The organism is Emticicia sp. SJ17W-69, from assembly GCF_051209875.1.
Lineage (GTDB): Bacteria > Bacteroidota > Bacteroidia > Cytophagales > Spirosomataceae > Emticicia.
The window spans coordinates 14,770-27,695 of record NZ_JBNTQY010000004.1 but is presented as its reverse complement, the minus strand read 5'-3'; the positions used below and the strand labels follow the sequence as shown (position 1 = coordinate 27,695).

Annotated in this window: 14 protein-coding genes; all 14 read right to left on the bottom strand. The window is 34.7% G+C overall.

Going from position 1 to position 12,926, the window contains the following annotated elements; all coding sequences use genetic code 11:
- Nucleotides 1-699: a hydrogenase nickel incorporation protein HypB gene (gene hypB, locus ACQUQZ_RS24920; protein ID WP_435357941.1), complete on the bottom strand. Its 699-nt coding sequence runs from the start codon at nucleotides 697-699 to the stop codon at nucleotides 1-3.
- 111 nt (nucleotides 700-810) lie between these two features.
- Nucleotides 811-1,158, bottom strand: coding sequence for a hydrogenase maturation nickel metallochaperone HypA (locus ACQUQZ_RS24915; protein ID WP_435357940.1), 348 nt, complete (start codon nucleotides 1,156-1,158; stop codon nucleotides 811-813).
- Between the two features lie 126 nt (nucleotides 1,159-1,284).
- On the bottom strand, nucleotides 1,285-2,802 hold the full coding sequence (locus tag ACQUQZ_RS24910) for a hypothetical protein (protein ID WP_435357939.1): 1,518 nt from the start codon (nucleotides 2,800-2,802) through the stop codon (nucleotides 1,285-1,287).
- On the bottom strand, nucleotides 2,777-3,100 hold the full coding sequence (locus tag ACQUQZ_RS24905; RefSeq protein WP_435357938.1) for a hypothetical protein: 324 nt from the start codon (nucleotides 3,098-3,100) through the stop codon (nucleotides 2,777-2,779). The genes ACQUQZ_RS24910 and ACQUQZ_RS24905 overlap by 26 nt, the downstream gene beginning before the upstream one ends.
- Nucleotides 3,101-3,409, bottom strand: coding sequence for a hypothetical protein (locus tag ACQUQZ_RS24900; protein WP_435357937.1), 309 nt, complete (start codon nucleotides 3,407-3,409; stop codon nucleotides 3,101-3,103).
- 57 nt (nucleotides 3,410-3,466) lie between these two features.
- Nucleotides 3,467-3,997: a hydrogenase maturation protease gene (locus ACQUQZ_RS24895; protein ID WP_435357936.1), complete on the bottom strand. Its 531-nt coding sequence runs from the start codon at nucleotides 3,995-3,997 to the stop codon at nucleotides 3,467-3,469.
- A 123-nt stretch (nucleotides 3,998-4,120) separates the two neighbouring features.
- The gene (locus tag ACQUQZ_RS24890; RefSeq protein ID WP_435357935.1) at nucleotides 4,121-5,713 is read right to left on the bottom strand and encodes a nickel-dependent hydrogenase large subunit; all 1,593 of its coding nucleotides are present in this window, start codon (nucleotides 5,711-5,713) and stop codon (nucleotides 4,121-4,123) included.
- A gap of 96 nt (nucleotides 5,714-5,809) precedes the next feature.
- Nucleotides 5,810-6,793 carry a hydrogenase gene (locus tag ACQUQZ_RS24885; RefSeq protein WP_435357934.1) on the bottom strand — a complete coding sequence of 328 codons (984 nt, stop codon included), beginning with the start codon at nucleotides 6,791-6,793 and terminating at the stop codon, nucleotides 5,810-5,812.
- 195 nt (nucleotides 6,794-6,988) lie between these two features.
- A complete protein-coding gene (locus tag ACQUQZ_RS24880; protein ID WP_435357933.1) occupies nucleotides 6,989-7,603 on the bottom strand; it encodes a TetR/AcrR family transcriptional regulator in 615 nt (204 codons plus the stop codon).
- A gap of 76 nt (nucleotides 7,604-7,679) precedes the next feature.
- Nucleotides 7,680-8,039: a hypothetical protein gene (locus ACQUQZ_RS24875; protein ID WP_435357932.1), complete on the bottom strand. Its 360-nt coding sequence runs from the start codon at nucleotides 8,037-8,039 to the stop codon at nucleotides 7,680-7,682.
- A 163-nt stretch (nucleotides 8,040-8,202) separates the two neighbouring features.
- Nucleotides 8,203-8,844, bottom strand: coding sequence for a TetR/AcrR family transcriptional regulator (locus ACQUQZ_RS24870; protein WP_435357931.1), 642 nt, complete (start codon nucleotides 8,842-8,844; stop codon nucleotides 8,203-8,205).
- Between the two features lie 167 nt (nucleotides 8,845-9,011).
- Complete coding sequence (locus tag ACQUQZ_RS24865) at nucleotides 9,012-9,698, bottom strand: NUDIX hydrolase (RefSeq protein WP_435357930.1); 687 nt, start codon at nucleotides 9,696-9,698, stop codon at nucleotides 9,012-9,014.
- A gap of 322 nt (nucleotides 9,699-10,020) precedes the next feature.
- A complete protein-coding gene (locus ACQUQZ_RS24860) occupies nucleotides 10,021-11,421 on the bottom strand; it encodes a Gfo/Idh/MocA family protein (protein ID WP_435357928.1) in 1,401 nt (466 codons plus the stop codon).
- A 53-nt stretch (nucleotides 11,422-11,474) separates the two neighbouring features.
- A complete protein-coding gene (locus ACQUQZ_RS24855; protein WP_435357926.1) occupies nucleotides 11,475-12,779 on the bottom strand; it encodes a TolB family protein in 1,305 nt (434 codons plus the stop codon).
- Nucleotides 12,780-12,926 lie beyond the last annotated feature (147 nt).

The following is a 12,926-nucleotide window of genomic DNA, read 5'->3' as shown; positions in this document are numbered from 1 at the left end:
TCATGCAAGTACACCTTTTTTTTCTTCTACTTTACTTATTAGCCATTCACACCATTCGTCCATTCCATCACCTTTTAGGCTCGAAATTGTCAAAACCTGAATGTCTGGATTTACGTCACGTGCATCTTTTGTTACAGCTTCAACTGAAAAAGGCACATAAGGCAATAAATCTGCTTTTGAGACGATCATCAATTCGCTCGTTAGAAACATTCTTGGATATTTTTTTGGTTTATCATCACCTTCTGTTGATGCTAAAACCGTTACTCTATAATCTTCGCCCAAATCAAAAGCGGCGGGACAAACCAAATTGCCGACATTTTCGATAAATAATAAATCTACGCCTGTCAAATCAATATGGTCGAGTGCTTGATAAATCATTTGAGCTTCAATATGACACATACCACCCGTCACGATTTGGAGGGCATTAATGCCTACCTCTCGCATTCTGATTGCATCACGTTCTGTTTCAGGGTCACCCACCAAAACGGCCATATTTAATTTGCCTTTGAGTCGTTTACCTGTTTCTTGCATCAAAGTTGTTTTTCCACTTCCTGGCGAAGAGCATACATTAATTACCAATATATTTGGCAATCTGTCTCTGATGGCTTTTGCTACAAAGTCATTGACTTTCAGCAAGTTAAGCGTCGTATTATCACATTGTATTGAGCCAACTGCTGCCTGATTTGATTTTGGTTTCATAAGTCCCCTACCCCTATTGGAGAAATTTATATTGTTTATAATTTAAAATGTAAAACACTAAATTTTGAATACTCACTACATTTTACATTCAAAATTTAGTATTTTACATCTTTAAGAATTTTCTTCAAACTCCACTCTACTAATCAAAAGTTCTTCGCCTTGCACAACATTTCGACTTGGTTTTCCGCACGTGCATACAAATCTGTATTGTTGAACTTCGGTCGTTTTATCACAATCATCACAGTAAATCAAAATCGGTAATACTTCTACATGTAAGCTTGTTTTTTTATATTGAGGTTGGTCTTCTAACACCGCCTGAAACGCATTTTGCATTAAAATCGGCTGAACATTTGAAAGCAAACCTGCTTTCAAAAATATTCCACGAATATTGTCAATATCATTCGGGAATTCTTCTTCAAGCGTTCTAAATATATTTCTGACTAACGATATTTCGTGCATGATATAAGTCTTATCTTTCTCAAAGATATTTGTTTATTTGAGTAAAAAACAGAAGAATTCATGTTTTAGAAAATGTTTTCTAAAACATGAATTATATCGAAAAAACAGCTTAAAATAGGCATTTTTTTATACCATCATCTTGCTTAATTCTTGAATTTTGTTTAAATGTCTTTGTGCATCAGCAAGCAGATTTACATCAGTAGTAAGTTGGTGAACTTCTTTGGCTTTTGCTGTCATTTCATCAAAAAGTGTTTGTTCCTGTAATTCATTTTCATGATTGACATACCAACACGCTTCCAAAAAATTCAACATCGTTAATGCTCTTTCATAAGGAAATTCTTCTGCCGAACGGATTTCGAGTGCTTGACGATAAAAGCCTAAAGCTTTTGCATAATTATCCCCCTTAACCGACGGAGGATATTTGGTAAGGGCATTGGCATAGCTATTGCAAATCATGGCATACTCAAATGGATGCGTTTCTCTTGTAAAATGATTTAATGCCTGATTAAACGAACTTACAGAAACAGCGGCCCAAAGGCCTTTTTTCTTGATTTCGTCCGGAATTTCGGAGTAAATTACCCCTAAATGATGCTGTATTTCGGCAAAAACATCGGGTGCATTGTCATACGAAAATACTTTAAGTGCTTCTTGATAAGCTTCCATTGCAGGTTTGTAAAATTGAATGCTACCATTTTGAGCCCAAGTATAAAACAATACCCCTTTACGATATTGAGCATTTGCTAAAAGTTCTGGAATATCTTCTTTCCGTAAAATTTCAACTGCACGATTAATATAGCCCAACGATTCGGTAAAGCTTTCAGAAATATTAGCAATTTGAGCGGCATCAATTAAAATTAAGGCAATCTGTACTTGATTTTGCTGTTTTTCATAGTATTGAAGTACTTCCCAAAGCGTAGTTTTTATCTTTTCGAGTAAATTTGTATCATAAGGAATTCCCAATTGTTTAAGCCAAACACCATATTGAATATTCTTTAATTCATATTTGGCATCATCCGAAATGGCCTTATTGATACTATTTTCAAGAAGAGTTGCAGCATTTTCAAGTTCATCAACATCCAATAAAAGAGAGGCAAAGTGTTTAGCAGAAAAAGCACAATATTCGTCGTTTGGTGCTAAATCAATGGCCTTTTCGTAGAAATTTTTAATTTGATAAACATTGACAAAATTGATGGTTTCACCATAATACGACTTGATAGCAAGATTATGCCAATGTCGGTAAATATTAAATTTTTGAAAAGATTCGATCGGAGAAATATCAATATCTACATTTAGGGCAATACCATGTTTGATGCAATTAAATGTATCTATATCGGTCAATAAAATAGCATTATTTTCAGCAAACTCATACGCTTTTTCGTAATTATTAAGCCTAAAATATATGATTGCTAAAAGGTTATTTTTATTTAAATCAATAGGATTGGCTAACAAATACGGGGGTTCTTCATTGCTCCAATGAATCGGATTCTTAATTTCATTTTGATTGATTATCAGATAATTAGACCCAATTGCTTCATTAATTGAATCTAAATTTTTGATAGAAACAATTTCATTTAGTCGAAATTCTGCATCTATGATTTCTTGAATATCTAGTATTTTGTCAGTTGTAGCAAATATTGTAAGCATTTTCATCAAGTTTTAGGTTTCCTCGGGTAGTTTTTCTGATACCTTTTTGAAAAAATTGACCGTAAAGTTCGGCTTTATTTAATGACTCATAATGGTTGATATAATTACAAATCAACCTCAATGGATTATGAATAGAAATAAAAATAATCGACAAATACCATCTGCCGCTTCGATGTTCTACCAAGTATTTTACATCTGTATTATATAGCCATCGGTTTTGGGAAAATATTGCCAAATCCTTCTTGTTTCCACGTTGATTCTCTGAAAAATCAAAATTTATGCTACCAGCGATATACATCTATAATTCAATACTAATGATTCCAGTATTTTTGATTTCATAACTCAAAAGTCGATCGGTGCTGTCAAGGTCATTATCAAGCATGAGATCTTGAATCGAAATGGTTTTATCACCTTTTAGATTTCGCAGTTTTAGCACAACCCAATTGACTTTGTGCATTTTTTCAAAAAAAGTCTTTGACCGAGCTGCCAAAAGTAAGGTTTTTCGCTCAGGGTAATAAACTAAATTAGCCTTTTCTTCTTCTCCAAAAAGTGTTTCAACCGTAGCTTTATCAAACCAAATATGACCGTTTTTTAGTTGAATTTCCATAGCAATTATTTCGATTTCATTACTTGTAAATAATAATCGTAGCACAATTTCTTCACATCAACTACTACCCAAGACGTCATTTTTTATCAATTCAATGACTTTATTTCCTGCATTTTTAACTGCCTCGCTCAATTGAATATCCAGTTTAAGATTATCAACCGAAATCAGATAAACTTCAATATTTTCTGGGTATTCTTCTCGTAATATTTTCTTGGCATAAGATAATGCTTGATCCCATTTCAAACTATGTAAAAAAACCATTGGGTCTTCATTGATTTGGGCATTTATCTCGCTGGCTGGCAATTTATAGAGCGTTCCTGCTACCTCTCCTGTATTGATTACAGCATCAACAATAATGATTCTATTATGACCTTTTAGCTGAAAAAGTACTTCAAAGGCCGATGTTCCCATATCAAAAAGGGTTATTGTTTCATGCTCTTCACCAATTACTTTTCGGAGTTCATCAATCACATAAATTGCTATCCCATCATCACTTCTACATGGATTTCCAAAACCCATAATAGCTGTTTTTGTACCTAAAATCATACTATTGTCCAGTACTTCTATGTTTTCTTCAGCGATATTCATCAGTAAAATGTTTAGTACAAAAAGCCCGTAAACATACTTTGATTTACGGGCTTTTAAATATTTTAGAAATTAATTGATATTCGGTACTTTCTTAAATCCCGTATATCATAACTATTTTCTAATTTACAACTTAAATCTTGCTAATTCTTTACCATTTTTTGCATCATGAGCATGAACAGTACATACCAAGCAAGAGTCAAAAGAACGAGCGACCATTCCAACTTCAACAGGGTCGTGTGGGTCTTCAATTTCAGTTCCTTCTAAAGCAGCTTCAATTGGGCCCGGGTTTCCTTTATCGTCATTTGGTCCAACATTCCATGTGGTTGGAGCCATTACTTGATAGTTTTTGATAACACCATTTTCAATTTCAATCCAGTGGGCTAAGGCTCCTCGGGCGGCCTCTGTACAGCCAAAACCTTTGCCGTCTTTTTCAGTTGGTTTGATATAAAACTCACCATTAAGGTCGATTTGTCGTAACCACTCATCAATATAATCATATAAACGAGCTGTTTCGTGTAAACGAGCTAAAGTACGAGTAAATACACTTGGCCCTATTTTTTCCATAATATCCAAGAATAATGGATCTTGAATTTGGTGTTTTTCGTTCTTTGGGTTGGCATTCATAATTACTCTCGAAAGAGGCCCTGCTTCGGCAGCATAACCAGTATAACGAGGGGCTTTAGCCCAACTATATTTTCCTCCAAAGTCTGAATTTGCAAGATTTTGTGATGGCAATGGCGTTGGTAATGGCTCGTCCCAAGGGTGAGCAGCAGGGACATCTTTATACCAAGCGTGTCCTACGTGTTCCATAATATCAAGGTGATTAAAATCATGGAAGTTTTTTCCATCATAAAATCCACCCGGGCTAATTACTGCATGTTGGCGAGTATCAATTTTTGGTTTATTCCAAAGGTCTTTATGAATATATGTGCCATAAGCTATGTATTTACCTACACCTTGTCCAAATTTTTGCAAACCAAATTCCAAACCTGCTCTGATAAATAAACCCATATCTGAGTTTTTCTGACTTTCATTCTCTTCCACCCAAGCAAGCATATCATCCCATGTTTTTATCTGACGATAACGCTCAATTGAGCAACCTAAAAAGATGCTTTCGAGCCAATCTTTGCGGAATTGATTCATAATGGCATGGGCTCTTGTAATATCTTTTAAAGTCGGGGCTGACATTACCCCACCAGGTACCATGTAACTTGAATGCGGCCATTGTCCACCAAAGAGAGCATACACTTGGACAGGCAAAGCACTTGCAGTAACACCTTTTTGAAAAGAAGTACCCACATAAGCAGCCCAACGTTTTACTACTTCCGAGTAAAGAGGCTTATTTGCAAATTTTTTATTGGCCATGTCGGTTGCAAAAATAGCATAAAACCAACGTGGGATACTTTGAATCGTTTCACAAGCTTGACCTAAAGCTCTGAGCAACAAGGCATTGGGCGGAAGTGTCGTTTCCCAAACAGTATCTAAGGCGGACGAAGCACAATAAAGGTGAGAACCGCCACAAATTCCACAAATACGAGGTGTAACAATAAGACCAGATTGAGGGTCTTTGCCAGCCATGATTTGCTCAAAACCACGAAACATGGCTGCTTGGGTATGAGCTCTTGTTACGACCCCATCTTCCATGTAAACTTTTACATCAAGGTCGCCTTCTACACGACCCACAGGTGATATATTTAATTCTTTCGAGATTGCCATTGATTAATTTAATTAGAAATTTGGAATTAGGTGTTGGGAATTAGTTTAAGAAATGAAATAAAAAGACCATTAATTTTACTAATTCATCATTCAAATTTAAATTGAACTTTCACTGTGTGATTTTACCACGCCAAATACTGTTTCGGTAGCGTGCATTGTTTTTTCAAAACCTGCTCTTAAATAATACCCTAATTTTGAATTTCCTGCAGGAACATCTTGCGGCAAGAATCCAAGATATTTAAGGGTTTTGAAAACGCTACCTTTTTGTAAATCATGGTGAGGGAAGCCTGGCTCGGTACAACCCAAGCATGGGTGATTGGCACGGGTTTTACTCGAAGTGCGATTCCATAAAATACGATTGCAACTTGCCCGAGTCATTGGTCCACGACAGCCCACTTCATAGAATAAACAACCATTTCCTCTTTTACCAAATCCACCATCAACTTTATTGGCAAAATTGACAACATTTGTACAACCTGTTTGCACAAAATCAGTGAAAAATGTACTCGGACGATGATATTCATCAATTTTGATATCTCCAATTCTTCCAGTCGAAATGGCCACTAGTATTTGAGTTATCCAATCTGGGTGAGCAGGACAACCGGGAATATTAATTACAGGTAAGCCTCCTTTAGATTTATACCCTGTTCCCAAAAAGCCCCCTTTTTCTTTTTTCAAGAATTGCATACCCGTCGATTCACTTGGATTTGGAGCAACGGCTGGAATACCTCCCCAAGTGGCACAGTCTCCTATGGCTACTACATAACCTGCTACGGCAGCAAGTTCTTTTACCCAATCTTTCATTGGGCGGTCACAAAAATAGTTCATTGTACCAGTTCCATGTGGACCTTCAATGATACTGCCTTCATAGACCAAAATATCGCATTGAACTTTTCCTTGAATAATATCTTCGAGTAAATGTGTTACTTGGTGACCAATCTCCAAGCCAATAGAAGGATGCCAAAGGATATTAACGCCAAAATCGGTGACTAAATCAACGACAGTTGGCTCTTCGGCATTGAGGAAAGACATGGTGTTGCCACTGCATGCCCCACCTTGTAACCATAGAACGTTTGCCATAGGACGGTAGGTAGTAAAAGAGTTGAAATTGTATTATTTGATGTTCAAATGTAAAATATTAAATTTAATTAGAAAAATTTTTCTAATTAAATTTAGAAAATATTTTCTAATTAAGAATAAATCTAAACAACCGTAGAATTTGACATCAAATATTTATTTTTAAAAGCAGATAAAACATGATCAAAATCATGTTTCTTAAATAAAAGCTGGGAGCAATAAGCTTGAGAAATCGGTAGTGCCTTTCTCGGTAAGATATGGTTTGATATGATTCCATACAGCAAGCTTAAAAAGCTTCTCATTGATAGGCTTATTACGCACTTGTTGCTGTGGAATCCAGAAGACAATGGTCATCCAAATAGCTTCTGCAAGAATATCGTAGGTAGCCTCAGATTGTGGAAGTAAATCGCCCCTCTTCGCATGAAAATCAAGACGCTTTCGTATTTGAAAAATCATTTTATTCATAAATTCCTGCCACTTTTGCCGAACTTCTGGGAGTGGATGCTCAGTAGCAAATAAATCGGTGATATAAAATTGATAATTTTTAAAGAAAGCAAAATAAGAAGAAACCTGAGAATCAAAATCTAAAAAAGAGGGTGATTTGAGATAAACACCAAGAATTTGCTGAAAATCTTCAAAGAGTTTATCATAAACTGAGTTAATAATTGCTTCTTTATTTTTGTAGTGATATGCCAAATTTCCTACACTAATCCCTATCTCATCGGCAATTTGCTGAAGACGTACACTTGCTATTCCATAATCATTAAATAGCTTTATCGAAGCATTAACTATTCGTTCTTTCGTATTATACATCTTTCTAAACAATTGCTAAATGTAATAAAGAATGGTTTTTCTATATGAATGAAATCTACTTTAGCAAAAGTACAATCTAATTTGGACAAATATTAAAATCTTCTATTTTTAAAACTAGCGTACCCCTTTGGTCTTTTGCAGCCATTCTCCGCATCAAACTTGCTGAAAGATTGGCTTTCTTTTGACAAGTGTAAGAAACAATTTGACGTTTGATAAATTTCAAAGGATTTGTATGGAGAGCAAACAACAACTCGATATTCCATTCTCCTTTTTTATAAATGAGATTATCAATCACAGCACTATCAGATAACCAGTGATCATCATGATAAAATTGAAAATCATTGATATTTCCTTTTGAATCAATAAAATACACATCATTTAATAACTCCAAAAGGCTATTATAGATTTTTTCAGTTATCTTAAATGAGGAGTTCATAATCTATTAACAGGTACACTTAATAAGAAAGGCGATTAATAAATAACTGATAATCAGGCAATTATTGATAAACAAAGTATTTGTTTTATTTTTTTGCATACCCAATATTGTAATTTTGCAGAAAATACATTTTCAAAATTAGAAAATTATTTCTAAAATCAAATCAAAACCAATTAAAATTTTCATGAAGGTGCATTTGCTTATATTCTTGGTTTCCCAAGTGAGTAAAGTAAGGAATGAGCAAAGCCCACACCGAAAAGACGTATTCTTCTATATTTATTTCGTCAAAAGTGCGTATTCGATTTTGATATAACCATAACTCCATCGTCATCCAATATTGCTCTGCAAGTTTTTGGTGTAATCTTTCTTTCGATTCTGGCACCAATGTTCCTCTTGCCACATTGAAAGCAAGCATATTTTCGATTTGTAAAATATACCATCGTGTATATTCTCTGTATTGCTTTTTGATTAATGGAAAACTACGAAGAATCTCAAAAGTATCGGAGTAAAAAAAGCTAAATTTTTGCTGAATTTCAAAAGTATCTCTGATGTGTTTATCAATATTAATAAACAAAGGAACAATCTTTAAATCTGATAACAAATCCTTTTGACTTTGTTCTAATTCCTCATAAATGGCCTCAAGAATTGCATCTTTATTTTTGAAATGATAAGCCAAATTTCCGACACTAATACCAGCTTCATCAGCGATATGTTGTAATCGAATATTGACAAAACCAAAGCGATTAAAAGCTTCTATCGCTTTTTCAAGAATCCGATTTTTTGTATCTGATGATTTATTAGACATATTTATATTTTTGGTACTAGTTTTATAAAAAACAGATAAAGGGGGCTTATTTAAAAGTAATTTCTGTACGATTTAAGCATTTTATCTCATTAGCTTTGTATCTCAAGGCTATTATTATCTCTATTTTTAAAAATATTTCATCAGAAAAAACGACATTAAAACAATGGCTATATCTCAAAAATAAAACCTTTATCCAATAATTTATTATAGATATTTTCATCAAAACGATAGAGGGTGGCGGCTCTATGAGAAACATCTTGTTGACGTTCTTTGGTATCAACCAATAAATTCATCTTTAAAAATTTCTTACGGAAATTTGATTTATCTAATTTCTGATTGAGTATTGCTTCATAAAGTTCTAAGAGTTGAAGAAGTGTAAATTTTGGAGGTAATAAATTAAATCCAATCGGCTCATGTTGCACTTTGTGTTTCAGAAAATTTAGGCAACTTTCAAAAATAATTTTGTGATCAAAAGCCATTTTAGGTACATCCCAAACTTTAAACCATTGTACATCCGCCTCTGTTGGTCCAGCATGAAGTTCAAATTTTTCGATATTCACAAGGGCATAATAAGCAATCGTAATTACTCGTCGATCGGGAAAACGTTCCAAATCGCCGAAAGTCTTAAATTGCTCAAGATAAATATTACCAACTGATGTTTGAGAAGAAAGTATTCGACTCGCTGCTTCATCAATACTTTCGTTATATCTAATCCAACTACCTGGCAATGCCCATTGCCCAAGAGTTGGGCCAATACCGTGCTTCACTAATAAAACATAAAGCTGTGTCTCTTTAAATCCAAAAATTACACAGTCAATAGAGAGTGCATCAATAATATTATTTGAATACTTCAATTTCTATTCGTTTAAGAGTACATTTTTTTTGCAATTTATAGAAAAACTATCTCTAATACATTAATTTAATTTATAAGTAGATGAAAAAGTTGTACCCTTTTGAAATTGAAAAACAAGCTTTGAGTAGGTTTCAAATTCAAATAAGGCAAGAGCTTTGTTCTTCAGTTAAATGGTAAATTTGAGTTTCATAAATCCATTTGATAGATTGTAAGTGATGGAATTTAAAACGCTAAAAATATATAATAGACAAAAAAGGCCGCCTTTAATGAGCAGCCTTTATTTTTCTTCTTTGTTTTTTTGTGACTATACTTCAGCAGATGAACTATTTTAATTTCAAATTTACAGGATCCCAATGAACAATCTTTTTACTAAAATAACTTTCGTTACAAGCTAAAGCTGGGGCTGCTGCTCTAAAACCAAATTCGGCATCTTCAATAACTTTCTTTCCTGTTCTTATCGAATCAAAAAAGTTCGTAAAGTGATCTAAATGGTCGTCATAACCAGTAGGTGCTTTAAAAACAATATCTTCTTTGGTTTTTCTTTTTCTTTGTTCGGCAGTCCATTTTGCATCATATTCTTTCTGCATTTCGTCCTGCATACTTTTCGAGAAAGTAAATAATGAATCATATCCTCCAAAACCTGGAGCTTCAGGCATTAGGCTGTGTTTAACCGTTATATTATTGCCGATAACATCAATAATGCCTTCTGAACCTACCAAACGAATCACTTCTTGACCACCTGTACCACTGATGAAGTTTACCTGCAATGTCAGTTGGTATGCTGCGTGTTCGGGGCTATCAGGGTACTGCATTACTCCCGACATAACATCTGGCAAGTTTCTGCCATCTTTCCAATAACTAAACTGACCCGTACTATAAATACTTTCTGGGCCTTTTGAATTGGTAATGAAATGTGATCCGCTGAGCAAATGAATAAATAAATCGCCCGCTACGCCAGTACCAACTTCTTTGAAGGCTCTCCACCAAAAGAATTTTTTAGCATCAAAAGCCATTTTTTCCGTAGCTTCGATAAACTTGCCCCAATTTGTAGTTAGGGCATCTGCGTCTTTCGGAATCGTATATTCCCACGAACCAATAGAGCTTTGTCGGTCATACACAGCATTGACCATGTTGAGTTTCCCGATTTCACCCGCTGCCAACAATTCTTTTGCTTTGGCATAACCAATACTACTTACTCTTTGGCTACCAACTTGTAAAACTTTGCCCGACTTTTTAGCAGCCGCCATAACAGGATAACCTTCGCTGATTTTGTAAACCATCGGTTTTTCACAGTAAACATGCTTACCTTTTGCCAGTGCATCAAGCGTAATGCGAGCGTGCCATACATCTGTCGTGCAAATCAAAACAGCATCAATATCTTTTCTATCTAAAATATCTTTGTAATTATTGGTCGTAAATAATTCGTTACCATATTTTTCTTTGGCATTTTGGATTCTACCAGTGTACAAATCGCAAATTCCTGCCAATTCTACACCTGGCACTTTGAGAGCTGTATTCAAATCAAAATGCCCTTGTACTCCGTAGCCAATTACACCAATTCTGATTTTATCGTTTGAAGTGATTTTTTTTTCATATTGCAAAATTCGTTCTTCGGCTTTTGCACTTGTTGCAAGCGAAGCAAATGGAGATGAAGCTGCCACTAAACTGGTTGCTCCGATCTGTTGCAAGAATTTTCTTCTTGAATTTGGACTTTCGTTTTTCATTTTTTTATAGAGATTTTATAGAGAAACCATTTGATGAATTTTAACGCTAAATATTATTTTATTGAATAACTCACAAAAGCAACTTTTTTACTATCGGCACTCCATGAAGGTACATTGATTGTGCCTTGCCCACCAAAGAATACAGGCGTTAAGTCTCTTATTTCTTTAGTTTTTACATCCATTAAACGAAGTTTTACTTGTTTTCCGAATAAATGTGCTTGTTTTTCGTCGGATTGATAAGAAATATAAGCGATCCATTTACCATCTGGCGATGGGTGTGCAAACCAATTTGAGTTTTCATCGAATGTCAATTGCTCGGGATTTGAACCATCAGCATTCATACGCCAAATTTGCATACGTCCTGTACGATATGAATTGAAGTAAATATACTTTCCATCTGGCGAATAATCTGGGCCATCATCTAAGCCTTCTGTGGTAGTAAGTCTTTTTTCTGCTCCACCTTCTATACTAATACTATAAATATCATAGTTTCTATTTCTTTCGCCACAATAAGCCAATGTTTTTCCATCCATACTCCAACCATGCCAAAACGACATTACTTCTGAGGTTATACGGCGAGGCTCTCCACCACCAATAGGCAACACATAAATAGCTGATTTATAACGTTTGGGTGATGGGTCATTTCTATCTACATTACTAATTGCCAGCCATTTTTTATCAGGCGAAATACCGTGATCATTGTTATTATTTATAGCAAATCCTGTATTCAACAGATTCATTTTCTTAGTAGCAACATCAATCGTATAAAGTTTTCCATAACTATTCAAAATCAAATAATTATCAGGATGCCAGTTTGGAGCTTCAAAATGTTTGTTAATTGCCAAAACAGTTTCTACTCGGCCAGTCTTAATATCAACAGTTTGAATATAGCTGGTAGTATCAGTCTTTGGCTTTTCGGGTTTATATTGATGGTTCGATTGCCCAATTAATTTCCATTGTCCTTTGATTTTTTCTAACATCCTAACTTCATGAGAAAGCGTTTCTTTCCCATCTTTGCCAATAGAAACCTCGTCATGGATTACCCAAGCTGATGTATTTCCTATACTCATTTTATAATTTGAATGAATCGAGAAGCCCCCGCCTGTCATCATAGTTGCAGGTGCATTTGCGATTCGGTCTGATGGAAAATCCAAGCTTCTTCCTTCAGATGTTGAAATCAATACACGTCCATTTGGTTTCACGGCCCAACAGTCAGCGTGTCCTTTGGCATCTCCCATTCGCCAAGTTGCTCCTTCTTTTTCTAATAACTGGATTATCGCGAGAGAATCTTGCTTTGATTGCCCGTAAATGTTTCCAAATATAAGCATTTGAAATAGTATAAGTAAGAATTTTTGCATGAGTGTATTGGTTGATATTTATTAAAATTAATTTTTTGTTTACCTTAATTAATCATTAGTTGCAGACCATCAAAAGTTTGGATAAGAGTTTTAAACTTTCGAATGCTTTCAATTCTAAAGCAAAAGTATAAAAATATTTTTATTATC